The sequence below is a fragment of the Exiguobacterium sp. UBA7533 genome, from assembly GCF_002479335.1.
In the GTDB taxonomy this organism is placed as follows: domain Bacteria; phylum Bacillota; class Bacilli; order Exiguobacteriales; family Exiguobacteriaceae; genus Exiguobacterium_A.
Window position 1 is genome coordinate 221,760 of sequence record NZ_DLMP01000002.1, and the last position, 20,200, is coordinate 241,959.

The window sequence follows — 20,200 nt, forward strand, 5'->3', positions numbered from 1 at the left end:
ATGAGGAGAGTGACGGCGATGAATGAACTCATCCAACAGTTAGTAGCGCAAGCGATCCAGAAACGCTTGATTGAACCGGAAGATGCGATCTACGCCCGGAACCGGATTCTAGCGCGAATCGGTCAAGCCGATTTTGAAGAACAGGCAGACGTACCATCTCGCCCAATTCCCGATATTTTGGACGACATGATTGAAGTGTTGATCGTAAGTGGGCAGTTGCCGGCGCGTCTTGAAGACAAAGAGCAGTTCGCAGCAGATGTGATGGACATTTTCGTTGCCCGTCCATCTGACGTGACGGCGGCATTCCGCCGTCTGTACGCTGAATCACCGGTAGCGGCAACAGATTACTTCTATCAACTTAGCCAAGCGAGTAACTACATCCAAACGAAGCGGATCGCTAAAAATAAACGCTATCAAGCGGATACGGCTTACGGGACGATCGATGTCACGATCAACTTATCGAAGCCGGAAAAAGATCCGCGTGAAATCGCAGCAGCTCGGACAGAGGCATCAACGGCGTCGAACTATCCTACCTGTCTGTTGTGCGTCGAAAATGTCGGCTACGCGGGTCGTGCGAATCATCCGGCCCGTGCGAATCACCGGGTTGTTCCGCTGACACTGATGGAAGAATCGTGGGCACTTCAATACTCACCATACGTCTACTACAATGAACATAGCATCATCCTGTCGCAGGAACATCGTGACATGGTCATCAATCGGGATGCCTTTGCACGTCTGATTGCCTTCGTTGAGCAGTTTCCACATTACTTCGCTGGTTCGAACGCTGACCTGCCAATCGTCGGTGGATCGATCCTGACGCATGATCATTATCAGGGCGGACGCTATACGTTTGCGATGGACCGAGCAAAAACTTTAACATCCTTTACGTTCCCGGATCAGCCGACAGTCACTGGGGAGACATTACACTGGCCACTGAGTGTGTTGCGTCTGAAGAGTAAAGATGCGTCGGCATTACTCAATGCTGCGACGACCGTCTATGAGACATGGTTGACGTACACGGATGAGAGTCAAGAGATTCGTTCACATACTGGTGAGACGCGACACAATACCGTGACGCCGATCGCCCGTCAACGTGATGGACAATTCGAGCTCGATCTCGTCTTACGGAACAACCGGACGTCAGCAGAACATCCGGACGGTATTTTCCATACGCATGCCGATATTCACCACATCAAGCGAGAAAATATCGGTTTGATCGAAGTGATGGGACTGGCAGTCTTACCGGCACGCCTGCTTCAAGAGTTGCAACAGGTCGAACAGTTCATCACAGGTGAAGTCGACGAAGTAGCTGTCGCTCATGCTGACTGGGCACAGGAACTAAAACAAGCGTATGTCGGACAACATGTCACGACATACGTCGAGCAAGCAGTTGCTGCAAAATTCGTACGTGGTCTTGAGGACTGTGGTGTCTTTAAACAGACAGAGGAAGGTCAGGCGGCGTTCGGACGATTCGTTCAACTCGTGACGCGCCAACCAGTGGAGGAACAACGATGACACGACTACTTGAGAAAGAGTTGATTCGACATACATTACGTCAGGAAGGCATCGAAGTGACACTCTGGAACTATGGCGGCATTATCCAGGACATCCGGACGATTGATCGGGATGGTCATTTGGAAAGCGTCGTCTTAGGTCTAGAGACGGTAAAAGACTATCAACAACACTCGCCGTACTTCGGGGCAATCGTCGGACGCGTCGCTGGTCGAATCGGACAGGCACGTTTCGAAGTAGCGGGAGACGTTTATCAGCTCGTCGCAAACGACGGGGCGAATCATCTGCATGGTGGAATTCACGGATTTGATCAAGCGTGGTTTGATGTCATCGAAGCGACGGATACATTATTCCATTTGCGCTTAAAAAGTCCAAACGGAGAAGAAGGTTATCCGGGAACAGTCACACTCGATGTGTTTTATCGACTAAAAGATACGACATTGACACTTGAGATGTCGGCGGTGACGGATCAGACGACACCACTCAATCTGACGAATCATACGTACTTCAACCTATCTGGAAATGCGAAGCGAGATGTGTTAGATCATGTCTTGACGTTACCAAGCGACTGTTACTTACCGGTCCAGCCAGATGGCTTGCCGACAGGCGAACAACGGGATGTATTCGGAACCCCATTCGATTTCCGGAACGGTCAGTCGATTCGTAAGGGAATTACGCTTGAGCATCCTGAGACGATCGCTGTCGGAAATGGCTACGATCATCCCTTCGTGTTGCGGGATAACACACTTCGACTCGCAGATCCGGTATCCGGTCGTTTCGTCGACGTCACGACGAATCAGCCGGCGGTCGTGCTCTATACGGGAACGCAACTACTGACCGATTATACGGTTCACGGTGTTCCTGCTCGACCATCACTTGGTTTATGCCTTGAAACACAAGTCCATCCGAATGCAGTCCATGAATCTGATTTTCCATCAATCTTGTTGTCACCAGGTGAGACCTATCACTGGAAAACAGCTTATCGTTTTAGTGTAGTATCTTGAAATAAGCCCCGCGTCCCGTGTCCAATTGGACAGGGAAGCGGGGCTTATTTGTGGTAGAACAGGGAAGGAAAAGTCTCAATTCACAGACGTTGCTCGAGCGCGAGTAGCGTCCGCTTCATATTCAGTCCACCATGATAGCCGAGCAAATCACCTTTTTTGCCGATAATCCGGTGACACGGAATCGCAAGCAGTAATCGATTTTTACCGATTGCCGTGCCAATCGCGCGAGTCGCGTTCGGTCGGAAAAGACGTTCCGCGATATCGGAGTAGGTGGCGGTTTGACCGTACGGTACCGCACGTAGAGCATTCCAGACTTCAAGTTGAAACGGGGTACCGACTGGTGCGATCGGAAAGGACAGTGTCGTCGACTGCTGATTCAAGTAGGCCAGCAGTTGCTCCGTATATGGAGCAAGCGCGGTATCAGAAGCAATTCGTTCCGCCCGAGGCAAGTGTTTCCGCGACCAGTCATCGAATAAATCCTCCGGTTCATCCCAAGCACCGACATAACAGAGACCATCCGCTGTAGCGGCGACCGGAAACGTATGGGTGTTCCATTGCATGCGAGTGAAGTACAGTTCCATGACCATATTTTCCTTTCTACACGAAATGAAGTGACGCATCCCAAAGAGGTGCTTTTTGCGCAGAGGCACCTCTTTTGATTACGCGCGCGAACCGACCTGTTGACGTGGTGGAAGATGGATCGATTGACCAAATAAGGATTCCATCGATTCCGTCAAGGCTTCGACCCTACTCGGATGTGCCATGACAGGGAAGAGGAGGTCTTCTCGTTTCGCTGTCAGTTCCAGTGCTTGGGTGAATTGACCGACGAGACGATGAGCATCGTCTCCTATCATATGAATACCAAGGATCAGTGATGTCTGTTCGTCAGCGATGACCTTGACGAACCCACTGCCCCCTTCAATCGTCGTCGTTCCGTTTGCATTTAGTGGGAACTGTCCACTCTGAACAGTATGTCCGGCTTCACGGGCTTCCTGTTCCGTCATCCCGACCGAAGCAATCGGAGGAAACGTTCGCAGAACGGTCGGATAATACGGTGTCGTCGGATCGACGTCTTGACCGGACAAGTGAGCTGCTGTCCGCTTCGCTTCGTGAATCGCACGAGTGGCGAACTGTGGACCCGGTGTGACATCACCGATCGCGTAAATATGCGGTTGATCGGTTTGTCCGTATGCGTCGACGGGGATCGTCCCGTCTTCTGCAAGCGTCACACCAATCCGTTCGAGACCGAGTGTCAAACTGTTCGGGATCCGGGAAAGGGACTGGAACAAATAGGCACCCTGATAGGCGACTTCTTCTCCGTTTTTCATGACCGTGACGGTCGCGTCCGATGAAGCCTCGATACGTGTCACGACATCCGACACGAGACGGATTTTTTGTTTTTTGAATGTCCGCTTCAGTTCCTTTTCAACGCTTGGTTCAAGCGACAATTGATCGGCAAACAAAGTCACCTCTGTCCCAAGTGCATGGAAACAGGCTGCAGCTTCGAGTGCTAACGTGTCAGATCCAATGATCAATAAGCTGGTTGGTAGTTGCTCGAGTTGATAAAGCTGTTCGGCATTCAGTCGGCACGATTCCTCGTGCTGGATGCTATGACTACCGGTCGCAATGATAACGTCTTGAAACCGGTACGTATCGAACTGATGTCCCGACTCAACACCGATCCGGTCCTCTGACAGGAAGGAGGCTGCACCAGAGATATGCTCAATCTGGTTCGCCTGACAGAGGGCGACGACACCTTGACGTAATTGCTGCACGACACGATTGCGGTAAGCATTCAGTTTACTGAAGTCATGGACAGTAGGGGGAGTGAATCCAAGGTCTTCAAGATGAGGCAAGCGTAACATTTCTTCTGCCGCATGCGCATAAACCTTGGACGGGATACAGCCTCGGTTCAAACAAAGTCCACCGAGTTCAGCTTGTTCAATCAGTGTCACCTTACGACCGCCTTGCGCAGCACGGATCGCTGCCGTGTAACCTGCGGGACCCCCACCGATAATCAGGAGATCCCGTTCTTGTGTAAGTTCGCCAACAACCATGTTAGATCAACTCCAAAAGTAGGGTAGTCGGATGTTCAATCAGTGAAACGAATCGATTTGTAAAGGCAACGGCCGTTGCTCCGTCTGCGACGCGATGATCGAACGACATCGACAAATTCATCATCGAGCGGACGACGATTTGATCGTCTTCATCGACACAGGCTCGTTTTTTCGTCTTGTGGAAGGCAATCAATGCCGTTTCTGGATAGTTGATGATTGGTGTAGCCCCCGTACTGCCCAGTGGACCAACATTGCTCATCGTAAAGGTACTTGGCTTTAAGTCCGCTGCACGTAAGGCACCGTTTTGAGCACGTTGTTGCAACGAGATCAGTTGATCATGCAATTCCGTCAGTGAGAGCCGATCGGCATGACGGATGACTGGCACCATTAACCCGTCTGGTGTCTCGGTTGCCATGCCAAAGTGGAGATCCCGCTCTAATCGAATACATTCATTCGCTTCATCGAGTTTGGCATGGAAGACGGGGTAGTCTTTTAAAGCAACGATCAAGGCTTTGATGAAGAAAGCATTGACGTTAATGTTTCGTCCAGCTGCTTTCCATTCGGCACGTAATGCGAGCAAACGTGTCATGTCGACTTCCTCGAAGTGAGTGACGTGCGGAATCGTGTACAGCGACTGGGTCATCTTTTTCGCGATTTGCTTACGAATGCCGCGAAACGGAATCGTTTCCGGTGATGTTTCTTGGTATGTGACCTCTTCAATAATCGGTGTAGCTGTCTCTTGTGGAGCAGTAGTAGCCTGGACGAAGCGAAGCACATCGTCCTCCGAGACTCGACCTGATGGATCGGAGGCCGTGATAGATTCGATATCAATTCCGTGATCACGAGCAATTTTTCGTGTGTACGGTGTCGCTAGGACCCGTTTTGATGGAGATGCTTGAGCAGGTGGGGCCGCGACAGCGATAGGCGCTGGTTCAGATACGCGCGACACTTCAGGTTTTACCGCGACCGGCACTTCAGAAGCGTTACTTGCTTCGATGTGCAACAACGTCGTACCGACTTGCACCGTCTGACCGACCGGAATGATGATTTCCTTGACGATTCCGGAGACAGGAGCCGGTAGTTCAGCGACCATCTTATCGGTCGCAACCTCAACGACCGGTTGATCGGTCGTGACGTGGTCTCCGACTTGAACGAGATAATGCGCGATTTCACCTTCCGTCATACCTTCCCCGACATCATGTAACTTGACTTCGATCATGGGACTCAGCTCCTTAAAACTCGACCGTACGCTGAATCGTCGCAAGGACTCGTTCCGGCGTCGGAATGTAATGGTCTTCGAGGGCGAACAGTGGAACCGGAACATCAAAACCTGTCACACGGGCAATTGGTGCCCGTAAATAAAGAAACGCCGTATCGTTGATCAACGTGACGAGATCATTCCCGAGACCACCCATCGCTGCGGCTTCATGCACGATGACGGCACGACCGGTCTTTTGAACGGAAGCAGCGATTGTGTCCCGGTCAAGCGGATAGAGCGTCCGTAAGTCGAGGACTTCGCAAGAAATACCGCGTTCCTGTGCAGCCATCGCTGCCTTGTGAGCCACTTGGACCATTGCCCCCCAAGCGATCAACGTCACGTCCGTCCCTTCACTGACGCAGCGCGCTTTTCCGATCTCGACGGTATAGGACTCGCTCGGTACGACTTCCTTGAATGAACGGTAACTACGCATCGACTCGAGGAACAACACGGGATCTGGATCTTCAATCGCAGCAATCAATAACCCTTTTGCGTCGTACGGTGTCGCCGGACAGACGACCTTGAGACCGGGCATTGATGTAAAGAGCGCCTCCGTACTATCGGAATGGATTTCCGGTGCCCGGATGCCGGCACCATAAGGCGCACGAATGACCATCGGCACACTATAGCGTCCCATCGTTCGCATCCGGATACGAGAGACATGGGTCATGATTTGTTCATAGGCAGGGTAGATGAAGCCGAGAAATTGAATCTCGACGATCGGTTTAAAGCCATTGATGGCAAGACCGATCGATGTACCGACGATGCCGGCTTCACTGAGCGGTGTATCAACGATCCGGTCTTCACCGAACTCTTCTTGTAAGCCGTCCGTCGCTCGGAAGACGCCACCGTTTTTTCCGACATCTTCTCCAAGAACGAGTGTCGTCTCATCCTCCGACAATTTTGTCCGCAGGGCATCCGTGACAGCTTGAACGAGTGTCATTTCTGTTTGACGATTGATTGGTGTTGCCATCTCATTTCCCCCTTGCTAGCAAATACGCTTCTTTTTGTTGCTGGACATCAACCGGTAAAGTTGCGTACGTATGATCGAACAAGTCATTGATGTCTGGCGCCTTGAATTGCTCCATCGCAACTACTGCCGCTTCGACTTCTGTTTGATGCCGTTCCTGCAGCTGTTGCATCCATGTTTCGTCAAAATAGCCTTGGTGTTTTAAGAAGTGTTCGAGTCGATCGAGCGGATCAACTCGGTCGCGCGAGCGTGCTTGATCCCGGTATTTTGTTGGATCATCTGCTGTCGTATGGGCACCAAATCGCCACGTGACGGCTTCGATCAATGTTGGTCCACCACCAGAACGGGCACGTTCAACAGCTGCTTGCATCGTAAAATAGACGGCAAAAGCATCGTTTCCATCAATCCGAACACTTGGCATCCCGTAGGCAATCGCTTTTTGCGCGATCGTCTCAGAATGCATCTGTTTTTCGATCGGAACAGAGATCGCGAACTGATTGTTTTGGTTAAACAGGATGACTGGTGCTTGGAAGACGCTTGCAAAGTTCATTCCTTCATGGAAATCCCCTTCAGACGTCGCTCCGTCACCAAAGTAGGCGACCGCGACGTTCGTCGTGCCTTTTCGTTTTTCCGCCCATGCGGCACCGACGGCATGCGGAATTTGCGTTGCAATCGGCACAGCAGGAGGAAAGATGTGTTTCTCAGACGGGACGCAACCTTCAACACGACCGTTCCAGTAGAGGAGTGTCCGCACCATGTCGGCACCGAACGTCAACGTTGCGCCGTGATCCCGATACGTCGGGAACAACCAGTCTTGATCGGACAACGCGAGTGCACTACCGACTTGCGCTGCCTCTTGTCCTTCGAACGGTGCATAAGTGCCGAGGCGCCCTTGGCGTTGTAAGTTAATCGCCTTCCGGTCGAACGTCCGGATCCGGTGCATCTGTTCATATAGGGTGAGGGTAAGCTCTTTTGTCAGATCGTGTTCTTTTGAGGCGTCGATGATACGACCTTCTTCATCGATAATGCGTTGAATCGGAAAATGTTGCTCCATGTCAGTCCCTCCTTCAGTGGTTACGGATATCCCATTTTGGTTTTGTCGTGTTCGTGAAGATGTTGTTGTGTTTCGCCCGAATCTGCATCCGTTTTTCACACATCCGGTTCGCCGCTTCGACCGTCGTGATGTTCTCTGCTTGCGACTCTTTGAAGACTTCGAGAACTGCGTCATAGATGTGACGCGTTTTTAGGAGAACCCGTTCGTGATTTGCTCCATACAGTTCGTCTGCCACTTGGATCAGCCCACCACCATTGACGATATAGTCTGGGGCATATAAGATGCCACGATCCATCAAGACGTGAGCAAGTTGTTCTTCCGCGAGTTGGTTGTTCGCCGAACCACAGATGGCTTTGCACGGTAAGAGCGCGATGTTTTGAGCGTGAATGACACCACCATATGCACACGGGACAAAAATATCAGCATCCGTCAGATGAATTTCATGAGGCGAGACGACGCGAACCGTGCCAGGCGTCATTTCAGCTTGGGTTACGATTGCTGCTAGTGCCGCTTCATTGACGTCAGAGACATAAATCGTCGCCCCGGCGAGCAACAGTTGTTCGGCGACCTTAAAGCCGACTTTTCCGAGTCCTTGGATCGCGTAGGTTGCCCGACTTAATTCATCTGAACCGAATAACGTCTCGATCGTCGCCCGCAGTCCATAGACGACACCTTCAGCCGTTGGAATCGATGAATCACCACTACCACCAAATGCTTCCGGAATGCCGACGATCCGTGATGTTTCTCGGCTAGCATGAACGAAATCATCCATCGTCGTGCCCATGTCCGTTCCCGTGTAGAACCGACCACCGAGCGAATCGACGAAGCGACCGAAGGCACGGAAAAGCTCTGGTGATTTATCCGTCGCTGGATTACCGATGATGACGGCTTTACCACCACCAAAATCAACATCAGCGGCAGCGCATTTGTACGTCATACCGCGCGACAAACGCAGCACATCGTCAAGTGCTTCATCAACAGAAGCATAAGGCGCCATGCGGCATCCACCGAGAGCAGGACCGAGCGTCGTATCATGAATGGCGATGATGGCTTGTAACCCCGAGACAGGGTCGTTGCAAAAGACGACTTGTTCGTGACCAGCGATTTTTTCCATGATCGAGAGCGTTGGATTCGTAGATGGGTTTAACATGTTCATAGTAGAGTCCTCCTCTATCAAATATAAGTAAGCGCTTTCATTTTGTCGGAACATTATTTTGTAATTTTTCTTGAATCCGCCTTTTTTCTAAAATGAATTGTGTGACTTCCCCTGTACCGATGATCGTTTGTCCGTCTCGGACTTTAATGCTCGCGTCAACGCGACGTGAGGTCATCGACGTTACTGTCGCGGTTATGATCAATCGTGCTCCTTCCGCTGCCATACCAAGATGCTTCAGTGAAACTGCACCCCCAACACCTTCTTCACCAGCTTCTAGGTAAGGTAAGATTAGTTGACGTGCTGCCCATTCCATGTGATAAACCATCGAAACGGTGGAGTATGCTGGATGAACGAGCTGACCTTCGAATCGTGCAAACATATCTTCCGAGACGACCGCTTGAATCTCTGCTGTATCCCCGACAGCTAACCCTAGTTTCATCGTGATCCCCTTTCACAACACCGCATCTTTATTCAACCAAGTGGTCTTACCAAAAATAGTATAACACTTGTCACACGATATTTTATCAACCCGTTACAAAATGAGCAAATCATTTCAAAAATATTTTCCAAAAAAAGACTGTCTATCATGAAATCTCTTGTTTAATGTTGATTAATTTATCGATAAGGTGCGTTGAAGTGATAGAGTGAGAATCGTTTGGGAGCATTTAACAAAACAAGATTGACAACATTGTGAACGTATCGTACGTTAAACATATAACTAAAAACAAACGACCGTTTTATTATTGTATACATGATGAGGAGGTGCAGATATGTACGATCAACATCACGAAATGATGGATGCTCAAACGCGGGAGCAGCTACAAATGGAGCGATTGCGCCAAACGATGGAACACGTCACGCGCGTCCCGTTCTATCAAGAACGTCTGCAGACCTTACAGATGACGGCGAACGATTTTCAAACGATCGAGGATCTACGAAAGTTTCCCTTCACACGTAAACAAGATTTACGCGATCATTATCCGTTCGGACTATTTGCCGTCGAACGAGAAGAGGTCACCCGGATTCATGCCTCGTCTGGAACGAGCGGTAAACCGACCGTCGTCGGATATACGCAAGAAGATTTAGATGACTGGGCCGGTGCCGTGGCACGCAGTTTAGTCTTAGCCGGTGGATCACCAGCTGATTTGCTGCACAATGCGTATGGTTACGGATTGTTCACAGGTGGTCTCGGGCTTCATGCAGGAGCAGAAAAACTAGGCATGACGATCTTACCGATTTCCGGTGGCAACACGGATCGCCAAATCACATTGATCGAGGATTTCCGACCGGACGGAATCTGTGGTACGCCTTCGTATATTTTACGCTTGGCAGAACGCATGATTGAACGTGGTATCGATCCACGGAAAACAAGTATGCGTTATGGCATCTTTGGGGCCGAGCCCTGGTCTGAGGAGATGCGGCAGACACTCGAACAGACCTTTGATCTGCAGGCACTCGATATCTATGGACTCAGCGAAATCATGGGACCGGGTGTCGCAATGGAGTGTCAAGAGCAAGTAGGTCTGCATATCATGGATGACTTATTCATTACGGAAGTCGTCGATCCCGTTACGGGGGAACCGTTACCAGATGGCATGGTCGGGGAACTCGTTTTTACAAGCTTGAAAAAGAAAGCGCTTCCAATCATTCGATACCGGACAGGCGACTTAGCTTCGATCACGCGTAAAGTGTGCGCTTGTGGTCGGACGACGACACGAATGTCACGTGTCAAAGGGCGGACGGACGACATGCTGATTATCCGAGGGGTCAACGTCTTTCCGTCAGAAATCGAGCGGGTCTTGCTCCAACAACCGGACGTGACGCCACATTATCAAATCCATCTCGTACGTAAAGCCGGACTCGATGCCGTTGAGCTACATATCGAATTCCAAAATATCTCAGAACGACAAATGCGTTCGATATGTGACGCCATCAAGTCGGAATGTCTCATTTCCATTGATCTCGTCTGTCACCCGCATCAAGGGTTACCACGATCGGAAGGTAAAGCCGTCCGGGTCGTTGATCGACGCTCGACATCACTCGTCTGATTCAAAGGAGGAACTAGCATGTATGATGCAACACAACTGTTCGAACCCGTCCAACTGACGGAAGACGAAAAATTAGCACGCTTCAAGGAACGAATCGAGCAAGGTGAAAAGATCGAAGCCGATGACTGGATGCCTGCTTTTTACCGAGACACACTGATTAAACTGATTTCGATGCACGGTATCAGTGAAATCATGGGTGCACTTCCGGAAAAAGAATGGGTTCCAAAAGCACCATCGCTTCGACGAAAACTTGGCATCATGGCGAAGGTCCAGGATGAAATGGGACATGGGCAATTGTTGCTTCGTGTCGTTGAGGATTTAATGAAGCCGTATGGCAAGACACGTGGGGATTTGATGGATGATTTATTTACGGGACGATTGAAATTTCACAACGTCTTCCACATGCCGACACGGTCATGGGCCGATGCCGGAATGATTGGTTGGCTTGTCGATGGGGCGGCAATTATCACGCAGACGAACATGCTCGGCGCTTCGTACGGACCGTACGCGCGTGCCTTGCAACGGATCTGTGCAGAGGAAGTCTTCCACGCACAACATGGGGAGTCAATCATCATGGCACTCGCAGAAGGAACACCGGAACAGCGGGCAATGATTCAAGAATCACTGGATGAGTGGTGGGAATCCTTGTTGATGTTCTTTGGACCAGCCTCGAAAGAGACGACCGGGACATCGAAACAGGACGTGACGATCGCTTATAAGATTCGGACGAAAACGAATGAAGAGCTCCGGCAAAACTTCTTTACAAAGTACGTGCCGCGGATTCGTTCGCTCGGACTCGTCATTCCAGACCCGACGTTACGTTTTGATGAAGAGACAGGGCAATGGGAATACGCACAGCCGGACTGGACGAAATTCAAGACGATCATCCAAGGTGGAGGACCGCGTTCGAAAGAGCGACTAGATCTGCGCCGGACATCTTATGAGAATAATGCTTGGGTACGGGATGCACTCGCTGAAACGAAGGCATGAGAGGGGAAGGTACGATGAACGAGACGTTCTATCACGAATTCGAAGTCTTTAGCAAACGGACGCCGAACGCGGCGTTCACGCATCAATTCAGTTTACTTGCTCCAAATAAAGAGATGGCGTTACTGATGGCACAAGAAAACTTCATGCGCCGGGAACCAGTCGTCGATATCTGGGTCGTCAAACGTGAAGATATCCGTGGTTTGTCACCCGATGAAAAGCAGATGCTCCAACGCCTTGATAATAAGGACTACCGGACGACTAAAGGATATGGCTACTTGAAGAAAAAATGGCGGCATTACGAGCAACAGATGCTCGATGAAAAAGAAATCATGTCGTGGCAAGGAGGCGATTCCAAATGACGGAACAAGAACGGACGGCACTCGCCTCCTTACTTTATCAACTCGCAGATGATGATTTCCTCTACGCGTATCGTGGTTCGGAATGGCTCGGACTTGCACCGCATATCGAAGAGGACGTCGCTTCATCCTCAATCGCGCAAGATTCGATGGGGCACGCGGCGATGTATTACCAACTCCTTGAGGAACTTGGTGAAGGGAATGCCGATGCGTTAGCCCACGTCCGCTTGGCACATGAACGGAAGAACTCGATTCTTGTCGAACGTGTCAATGGACCCGGCTACTATATGGAAAAACCCGAATATGACTGGGCATTCGCTGTCGTCCGGAACTATTGCTACACGGTCGCGAAAAAGATCCGGATTGATGCGTTGAAATCGAGCAGTTACGAACCCCTTGCTGCTGCTGCCGTCAAGATCAATATGGAGTTGTACTATCATTTGCTGCACTGGCAAACGTGGTTCACCCAGCTCTACCAATCGACGGAGACAGCTCGCCAGAAGATGGATGCAGCCCTAGAAAAAGTCCTCTACGACTTCGGCGACATGTTCGATTATGGCGAACACGGTCAACTGATCGAAGAGATGCGGTTGATCGAAGGGCAAGGGATTTTACTTGATCGTTGGTATCAGACGATCACACCGTTACTCGTCGAATTGAACGTGACCCTCCCAGAAATGCAGATGACACGCAACGGGCGGGACGGCGATCACACGGAAGACTTGAATGATGCACTCACGACACTCGGAGAAGTCTATCTGATTGACCAAACGGCGACGTGGTGAAAGGAGAGGGAAGCATGACGACGACACTTCAACATGCGATCCGTGAAGCCCTGAACGGGGTGAAGGATCCAGAAATCGATAGCGTCAGTATTTTAGATCTTGGCATGGTCGAGACGATGGACGCGGAAGCGACGGCGCATGGCTACACGGTGCACGTCACGCTTCTCCCGACGTTTCTCGGTTGTCCGGCGCTTGAAATCATTAAAAAAAATACCGAAGCTGCCTTGCAGGTGATTCCGAACGTCGAACAGGTCGATGTCCAGTTCCGGTTTGATCCACCGTGGACATCGGACCGAATCACAGAACAAGGGATGCAAGGATTAAAAGCATTCGGCATCGCACCCCCTCGATTCGAACAAGGAAAGTGGGAGATTGACTGTCCGTATTGTGGATCAACGTATGTGACGATGGAAAACTTATTCGGACCGACGGCATGTCGAAGTATTCTCTACTGTAAATCGTGTAAAAATCCATTCGAGGCGATGAAACCCGTCTCTACTCTCATGTGAAGGAAGGTAATCAATATGGCAAAATTAATCGCATTGTACAAACACCCGGAAAACAAGGAAGCATTCGATCAGCATTACTTTGAAGTCCATGGTCCGCTAACAGCAAAAATTCCAGGACTAAAAGAAATGAACGTCACAAAAATCGTTGGTTCACCAATGGGTGGAGACGGAAAGTACTACTTAATGTGCGAGATGGTCTATGAAAGTCAGGAAGCGATGCAAGCTGGCATGCGTTCTATTGAAGGAAAAGCGTCAGGGAAAGACTTGATGAGCTTTGCGGGGGATCTCGTCACATTGATGATTGGTGAAGATGTCCATGCCGACACAACAGTACGTTAAGACGGAAATGGTTGGTCGGATCGGTCGAATTCGCCTCGACCGGACGGCACGATACAATGCGCTGAACCGGACGATGGTCCGCGAAATCGTCGAGGCGATGGAGATATTTGATCGTGACGATCAGGTGACGGTCATCGTCTTGACGGGAAACGGAAAGTCGTTTTCAGCAGGTGCTGATATCGAGGAGATGCTCGAAGCGACACCGATCTCGATGGAACTCCTCGATCCGTTCGCGGACTGGGACCGGATCAGCCGAATCAAAAAGCCGATCATTGCAGGTGTCCATGGTTTCGTCCTTGGCGGCGGTTTCGAACTCGCACTTGCTTGTGATTTAATCTATGCCGATCCTGCGACACAGTTCGGTTTTCCAGAAGTCGGACTCGGCGTCATGCCGGGAGCAGGCGGGACGCAACGTTTGACGAAATGCATCGGTCGGACGCGGGCGCTCGAATGGCTCTTCACGGGTGACCGGATGCAGGCAGACGAAGCAGAACGACTTGGCATCATCAATCGAGTGACGATGGACGTTGAAGCGACGGTGCTTGCGATGGCAGAGCGGTTATCGAACCAGCCGAGCATGGCGTTACGACTGATCAAGGACGCAGCAAACAAAGCCGTCGATTTGTCGTTACAAGATGGCATGGAGCACGAACGCCGGAACTTCTATCTGTTGTTCGCAACAGCCGATCAAACAGAAGGTATGCAAGCTTTTCTCGAAAAACGCCCACCGATTTTCAATCAACAGGAACAGGAGTGAATACAATGTCGACAGTACATGAAAAAACACTTGAAATGAAACGGTCCGTCTATCATTTGCTCATTAACGGCGAACAAGTCGAAGGTGCAACAGGCGAGACATTTAAAACATATAATCCGGCAACAGGTGAAGTGATTGCAGAAGTTGCAAAAGCGTCGAAGGAAGACGCTGATCGTGCCGTTCAAGCCGCACGGGATGCGTTTGATCACGGGAAGTGGAAGATGTGGCCAGTCGGACGCCGCGCGCAAATCTTAAATAAGATTGCGAGCATCATGCGTTCCCGCTTCAACGAAATCGTCGAACTCGAGATTCTCGATACAGGGAAATCACTAGCAGCGGCACAAGGACAAGTCACGCAAGCGATTGAAGACTTTGAGTTCTACGCAGGTGCGATCGTCGGTCATCGTGGTGTCGTCAATAACGTGCCGGGACAATTCCATAACTACACAGAAAAAGAAGCGGTCGGTGTTTGTGCGCAAATCATCCCGTGGAACTATCCGTTGATGATGGCAGCTTGGAAAGTCGCACCAGCGATCGCAGTCGGTTGTTCGGTCGTCGTCAAACCAGCGACATTGACACCGTTGACAGCGATCATTCTCGGTGAGATTTGTCTAGAAGCTGGTGTACCAGCAGGTGTCGTCAACGTCATCCCAGGCTCAGGACGCGAAATCGGCAACCATCTCGTTGAGCATCCTCACGTCGATAAAGTCGCCTTCACGGGCTCGACGCCAGTCGGAAAAGACATCATGGGACGTGCCTCGGAAACACTAAAACGAGTCACACTCGAACTCGGTGGAAAATCACCGAACATCGTCTTTGAAGATGCAGATGTGACAGCAGCCGTTGATGGTTCGTTGTTCGGAATCTTCTATAATAGCGGTCAATCGTGTGAAGCACGCTCGCGTTTGTATGTTCACGAAGAGATTTACGACGCGTTCATGGAGCAATTCGTCGCGAAAACAAAACAACTCGTTCTCGGCAATCCATTTGATAAAGGGACACACGTCGGAGCGATCATCGACCAACAACAAGTCGATGTCATCGATGGATACGTCCAGTCAGCGAAAGCAGACGGAGCGACAATCGTCACAGGAGGTCACGCGACAGCACCAGAAGGATACGAAAAAGGCTTCTGGTACGCACCAACGATCATCACGGACGTCACGCACGAGATGAAAGCGGTCAATGAAGAAATCTTCGGACCGGTCGTCGTCGTCATGCCGTTCAAAGATGAAAAAGAAGCGATTCGTTTAGCGAACGACACATCGTTTGGACTCGGATCAGCGGTTTGGACGAAAGATGGCGCAAAAGCGACGCGCGTTGCCAACCAAATCAAAGCCGGTATCGTCATGGTCAACTGTCCGTTTTCTGCTTTCCCAGGTACACCGTTTGGTGGGTATAAACAATCAGGATTCGGTCGTGAACTCTGTATCGAAACACTTGATCTGTACACAGAAACGAAGAGTATCTTGTCGTATTACGGCAGTCGTCCACTCAATCCGTTCGGACTATAAGCAAGAGGGAAGGCTGGAGTTCCGTCGGGAAGTCCAGCCTTTTTTTAACAGCACAGGGGATAAGGGGGAAATCAGATGGTAGAACAAATCGTTGTCGTCGGGTCCGGCGTCATGGGACGTGGCATTGCGTACGTTGCCGCACACCGTGGATTTCAGGTGACACTCGTTGATATCAAAGAAGCGTATGTCGAAAGTGCCTATCAAGAACTCGAACGCATCGCGGAGAAAGGCATCGCGCGGGGGAAAATGTCCGCGAGTGAAGTCGAGGGACTGTTCGATCGATTAAGTTTGTCGACGGATTTAGCAACAGCTGCACAACAAGCAAATCTCGTCATTGAGGCGGTACCGGAACAACTCAGCATCAAACAGCAAGTCTTTGAAACGTTAGAAGCGAATGCACGTCCGGACTGTTATTTCGCGACGAACACGTCGACGATGAGTCCAACGGAAATTGCGTCCTTTACGAACCGGGCGGACCGGGTCATGGCGATGCATTTCTTCAATCCGGTCCATCTGATGCCGCTGATCGAGCTCGTTCGTGGTCTTGAGACATCGGATGAGACGGTTGCTGCCTTAGAGCAAGTGGCGCGTCAAATGCAGAAGGAAACGGTCGTCATCCGTGAGTTTCCCGGTTTTGTGACTTCACGGATCAGTGCGCTCGTCGGAAACGAAGCGTTTTATATGTTGCAAGAAGGGCTTGGAACACCGGAAGAGATCGATAAAGCAATCAAACTCGGCTTGAATTATCCGATGGGACCCTTTGAACTGGGTGACTTGGTCGGACTCGATACTCGACTCCACAACTTAAAGTATCTCCATGAGAAACTCGGTGAAAAATACCGTCCGGCACCACTGCTTGAACAGTATGTCAAAGCCGGTCGACTCGGTCGTAAAACAGGTCGTGGGGTTTACGACTACACGAATCGTGAGGTGACGTCATGAAACGTGTTGCCATCATCGATGCCGTTCGGACACCAATCGGTCGCTATAACGGCGCGTTGCGTCAAGTTCGCCCGGATGATTTAGGGGCACGTGTCATCGAAGCGTTGCTGAAGCGCAATCCACAAGTCGATCCAAAGACGATCGAGGAAGTCATTTTCGGCAATGCGAATCAGGCGGGGGAAGATAACCGGAACGTCGCCCGGATGTCCGGACTGCTGGCTGGTCTACCGGTCGAAGTCGCCGGTACGACGATCAATCGCTTATGTGGATCAGGACTCGATGCTGTCATCGCAGCCGCTCGCGGAATTGCCTTAGGTGAAGGGGACATCTATATCGCTGGAGGAACGGAAAGCATGACACGTGCGCCGTTCGTCCTCGCGAAGCCGGATCAAGCCAACCCACGTGGCAATCAGACGATGTATGATACGACGATTGGCTGGCGATTCGTCAATGATCGCTTAGCAGATCAATACGGAACGGATTCGATGCCGGAGACAGCTGAGAACGTCGCCCGTCAGTACGGCATCTCACGCGAAGCACAGGATGACTTTGCGTTTGAGAGTCAGCAACGCGCAAAACGAGCGATCGAGGCAGAGCACTTCACGGAAGAACTAGTTGCGGTTACGCAAATGGATCGGAAAGGTAACGTCAGCGTCTTCGACCGCGATGAACATCCTCGTCCTGAGACGACACGTGAGAAACTGGCGACACTTCGTCCGTTATTCCCGAACGGTACCGTGACGGCGGGGAATGCATCTGGTGTCAACGACGGTGCGTCGGCGTTGTTATTGATGAGTGAAGAAAAAGCAAACGAACTCGGTTTGACGCCGCTTGGGTATTACCGGGCGAGTGCGACGGCAGGGGTCGAACCTGCCATCATGGGGATCGGACCGATCGACGCGACGAAAAAAGTCCTCCGACGGGCAGGGTTGACGGTCGAACAGCTCGATCAAATCGAGTTGAACGAAGCGTTTGCGGCTCAAAGTCTTGCCTGTATCGAAGCACTTGGTTTACCAAGCGAAAAAGTCAACGTCAACGGCGGTGCGATTGCCTTCGGTCATCCACTTGGTGCAAGTGGGGCGCGGATTTTGACGACATTATTGCATGAGATGCGCCGGACGAACCGGACGTATGGTCTCGCGACGATGTGTGTCGGAGTCGGACAGGGTATCGCACTCGTCGTCGATCGGGAGGGGCTCGTATGATTCACTTAGAACGAGAAGGCTATATCGCAATCGTTCGGATTGATCGTCCAGAACGTTTGAACTGTCTCGATTATCCGATGCTTGTCGCTTTGCAAGAACAAGTCGATGCGTTATCGGTCGACCCGGAAGCGCGGGTCGTCCTGTTTACGGGAACGGGGAAAGCATTTAGCGCCGGCGCCGATTTAAAAGAACGCGTGCATTTAAACGAAGAAGAAGTCCGGCGCAATGTCCTTGCGATCCGGAATGTCTTCACTTCGATCGCACAATTGCCGCAACCAACAATCGCAGCCGTCAACGGTCACGCGCTCGGCGGTGGGTTCGAGTGGATCCTTGCCTGTGATTTCCGTTTTCTCGTCGAGGATGCACTCGTCGGCTTGACGGAAACTAGCTTCGGGATCATTCCAGGAGCCGGTGGAACACAACGCTTGCCACGACTGATTGGGGAGACGCGGGCAAAGGAATTGATCTTCACAGCGAAAAAAATCGATGCGGTGACAGCAGAACGGTACGGACTCGCGACAGCCGTCGTCGCCCGGGAAGCGTTGATGACGACCTGTCTTGAGTTTGCCGGTCAGATGTTACAGAATGGTCCGATCGCCTTGCGCCAAGCGAAGCGAGCGATTGATCAAGGGCGGGATGTCTCACTCGAAGAAGGACTACAGCTCGAAACAGAAGCTTATGAAGTCGTCATTCCGACGGCTGATCGTCAGGAAGCGCTACAAGCCTTCGCTGAAAAACGACCACCACGCTTTGAAGGAAGATGAGGATGGTCGACGTTTGAAATAACCCGTATACTAACGATACACACTATGAACGACTGAAGAGAGAGTGAATACCATGAGTGCGAACACCCAATCAATGATCTTTACGATTTACGGCGATTATATCCGCCATTACGGCAATCAAATCTGGGTCGGGAGTTTAATTCGACTTGTCAAAGAGTTCGGACATAACGAGCAGGCCGTTCGGGTTGCTGTGTCCCGGATGGTTAAACAAGGCTGGCTCGTCTCCGAGAAACAAGGAAATAAAAGCTTCTATTCATTGACACCACGTGGGGTGGAGCGGATGGAGGAGGCTGCACGTCGGATCTACAGATCAACACCGCACGACTGGGACGGGAAGTGGCGGACGCTGATGTACACGATTCCGGAGGATAAACGCCAGATTCGCGATGAGCTCCGCAAAGAACTGACGTGGAGTGGGTTTGGCAACCTATCGAACGGGGTTTGGATTTCACCGAACCCACTTGAAAAAGAGGCGGAACGATTGATTGAAGCGTACGAAATCGAAGAGTATGTCGATTTCTTCGTCGGTGAATACCACGGTCCGAAGCAAGACCAATCCCTTGTTGAGCGCGCTTTTCCACTCGAGGAATTGCAGGAACGTTACGAAACGTTCATCACGGATTATAGCCGGCAATACATCGTCCATCAGAGTCAGATCCAACTAGGAGAAATGACGGATGAGCAGTGTTTCGTCGAACGGACGATGCTCGTACATGAGTACCGAAAATTCCTCTTCACGGATCCGGGACTCCCGCAAGAACTATTACCGGATGCTTGGAGCGGACACCATGCGGCACTGTTGTTCGAGCAATATTACCGTCTGCTTGCGCAACCAGCGAGCCGGTTCTTTGAATCAATCTTTGAAGAGACACACGATGTGTCACAACGTAGCGCTTCGTATGATGCAACAGAACACCCGCTGTTTGCGGAACGATGATATACAAAAGAGCGGGACGGAT

Annotated in this window: 21 protein-coding genes; 14 read left to right on the top strand and 7 right to left on the bottom strand. The window is 51.0% G+C overall.

What is annotated here, in order from left to right:
• Nucleotides 1–18: 18 nt before the first annotated feature.
• Both B2U10_RS05215 and B2U10_RS05220 read left to right on the top strand, forming a co-directional pair.
• Complete coding sequence (locus tag B2U10_RS05215; protein WP_290786133.1) at nt 19–1,515, top strand: UDP-glucose--hexose-1-phosphate uridylyltransferase; 1,497 nt, start codon at nt 19–21, stop codon at nt 1,513–1,515.
• Complete coding sequence (locus B2U10_RS05220; RefSeq protein ID WP_290786136.1) at nt 1,512–2,516, top strand: aldose epimerase family protein; 1,005 nt, start codon at nt 1,512–1,514, stop codon at nt 2,514–2,516. Before B2U10_RS05215 ends, B2U10_RS05220 begins: the two co-directional genes overlap by 4 nt.
• An 80-nt stretch (nt 2,517–2,596) precedes the next feature.
• On the opposite strand, the gene B2U10_RS05225 is transcribed toward B2U10_RS05220, so the two are convergent.
• The 7 genes from B2U10_RS05225 to B2U10_RS05255 all read right to left on the bottom strand — a co-directional run bounded on the left by B2U10_RS05225 (nt 2,597) and on the right by B2U10_RS05255 (nt 9,450).
• Entirely contained in the window at nt 2,597–3,097 is a 501-nt protein-coding gene (locus B2U10_RS05225) for a methylated-DNA--[protein]-cysteine S-methyltransferase (protein WP_290786139.1), read from the bottom strand.
• A gap of 78 nt (nt 3,098–3,175) precedes the next feature.
• Nucleotides 3,176–4,573: a dihydrolipoyl dehydrogenase family protein gene (locus tag B2U10_RS05230; protein ID WP_290786142.1), complete on the bottom strand. Its 1,398-nt coding sequence runs from the start codon at nt 4,571–4,573 to the stop codon at nt 3,176–3,178.
• Nucleotide 4,574: 1 nt separating this feature from the next.
• A complete protein-coding gene (locus B2U10_RS05235; RefSeq protein WP_290786145.1) occupies nt 4,575–5,792 on the bottom strand; it encodes a dihydrolipoamide acetyltransferase family protein in 1,218 nt (405 codons plus the stop codon).
• 13 nt (nt 5,793–5,805) lie between these two features.
• Complete coding sequence (locus B2U10_RS05240; protein WP_056063806.1) at nt 5,806–6,804, bottom strand: alpha-ketoacid dehydrogenase subunit beta; 999 nt, start codon at nt 6,802–6,804, stop codon at nt 5,806–5,808.
• 1 nt (nt 6,805) lies between these two features.
• Entirely contained in the window at nt 6,806–7,855 is a 1,050-nt protein-coding gene (pdhA, locus tag B2U10_RS05245; RefSeq protein WP_290774441.1) for a pyruvate dehydrogenase (acetyl-transferring) E1 component subunit alpha, read from the bottom strand.
• Between the two features lie 13 nt (nt 7,856–7,868).
• On the bottom strand, nt 7,869–9,011 hold the full coding sequence (locus B2U10_RS05250) for a Glu/Leu/Phe/Val family dehydrogenase (protein ID WP_290786148.1): 1,143 nt from the start codon (nt 9,009–9,011) through the stop codon (nt 7,869–7,871).
• 37 nt (nt 9,012–9,048) lie between these two features.
• On the bottom strand, nt 9,049–9,450 hold the full coding sequence (locus tag B2U10_RS05255) for a thioesterase family protein (RefSeq protein ID WP_290786151.1): 402 nt from the start codon (nt 9,448–9,450) through the stop codon (nt 9,049–9,051).
• 331 nt (nt 9,451–9,781) lie between these two features.
• Between B2U10_RS05255 and B2U10_RS05260 the strand changes: the two genes are divergently transcribed.
• From B2U10_RS05260 to paaX, 12 genes are all read left to right on the top strand, one after another.
• On the top strand, nt 9,782–11,059 hold the full coding sequence (locus B2U10_RS05260) for a phenylacetate--CoA ligase family protein (protein ID WP_290786154.1): 1,278 nt from the start codon (nt 9,782–9,784) through the stop codon (nt 11,057–11,059).
• Nucleotides 11,060–11,077: 18 nt separating this feature from the next.
• Nucleotides 11,078–12,049: a 1,2-phenylacetyl-CoA epoxidase subunit PaaA gene (gene paaA, locus B2U10_RS05265; protein WP_035411059.1), complete on the top strand. Its 972-nt coding sequence runs from the start codon at nt 11,078–11,080 to the stop codon at nt 12,047–12,049.
• A 14-nt stretch (nt 12,050–12,063) separates the two neighbouring features.
• Nucleotides 12,064–12,408, top strand: coding sequence for a 1,2-phenylacetyl-CoA epoxidase subunit PaaB (paaB, locus tag B2U10_RS05270; protein ID WP_023466991.1), 345 nt, complete (start codon nt 12,064–12,066; stop codon nt 12,406–12,408).
• Complete coding sequence (gene paaC / locus B2U10_RS05275) at nt 12,405–13,190, top strand: 1,2-phenylacetyl-CoA epoxidase subunit PaaC (RefSeq protein WP_290786157.1); 786 nt, start codon at nt 12,405–12,407, stop codon at nt 13,188–13,190. The genes paaB and paaC overlap by 4 nt, the downstream gene beginning before the upstream one ends.
• 14 nt (nt 13,191–13,204) lie before the next feature.
• Nucleotides 13,205–13,699 carry a 1,2-phenylacetyl-CoA epoxidase subunit PaaD gene (paaD, locus tag B2U10_RS05280; protein WP_056063796.1) on the top strand — a complete coding sequence of 165 codons (495 nt, stop codon included), beginning with the start codon at nt 13,205–13,207 and terminating at the stop codon, nt 13,697–13,699.
• Nucleotides 13,700–13,714: 15 nt separating this feature from the next.
• A complete protein-coding gene (locus B2U10_RS05285; RefSeq protein WP_056063793.1) occupies nt 13,715–14,038 on the top strand; it encodes an EthD family reductase in 324 nt (107 codons plus the stop codon).
• Nucleotides 14,016–14,795 carry an enoyl-CoA hydratase/isomerase family protein gene (locus tag B2U10_RS05290; RefSeq protein WP_056063790.1) on the top strand — a complete coding sequence of 260 codons (780 nt, stop codon included), beginning with the start codon at nt 14,016–14,018 and terminating at the stop codon, nt 14,793–14,795. The genes B2U10_RS05285 and B2U10_RS05290 overlap by 23 nt, the downstream gene beginning before the upstream one ends.
• A 5-nt stretch (nt 14,796–14,800) precedes the next feature.
• Nucleotides 14,801–16,309, top strand: a complete 1,509-nt coding sequence (locus B2U10_RS05295) for an aldehyde dehydrogenase family protein (RefSeq protein ID WP_058703594.1) — start codon at nt 14,801–14,803, stop codon at nt 16,307–16,309.
• Between the two features lie 75 nt (nt 16,310–16,384).
• Entirely contained in the window at nt 16,385–17,251 is an 867-nt protein-coding gene (locus B2U10_RS05300) for a 3-hydroxyacyl-CoA dehydrogenase (protein ID WP_290786165.1), read from the top strand.
• Complete coding sequence (locus B2U10_RS05305) at nt 17,248–18,456, top strand: acetyl-CoA C-acyltransferase (protein ID WP_290786168.1); 1,209 nt, start codon at nt 17,248–17,250, stop codon at nt 18,454–18,456. The genes B2U10_RS05300 and B2U10_RS05305 overlap by 4 nt, the downstream gene beginning before the upstream one ends.
• Nucleotides 18,453–19,220 carry an enoyl-CoA hydratase-related protein gene (locus B2U10_RS05310; protein WP_290786171.1) on the top strand — a complete coding sequence of 256 codons (768 nt, stop codon included), beginning with the start codon at nt 18,453–18,455 and terminating at the stop codon, nt 19,218–19,220. The genes B2U10_RS05305 and B2U10_RS05310 overlap by 4 nt, the downstream gene beginning before the upstream one ends.
• 73 nt (nt 19,221–19,293) lie before the next feature.
• The gene (gene paaX, locus B2U10_RS05315; protein WP_290786174.1) at nt 19,294–20,178 is read left to right on the top strand and encodes a phenylacetic acid degradation operon negative regulatory protein PaaX; all 885 of its coding nucleotides are present in this window, start codon (nt 19,294–19,296) and stop codon (nt 20,176–20,178) included.
• The last annotated feature ends 22 nt before the right edge of the window (nt 20,179–20,200 follow it).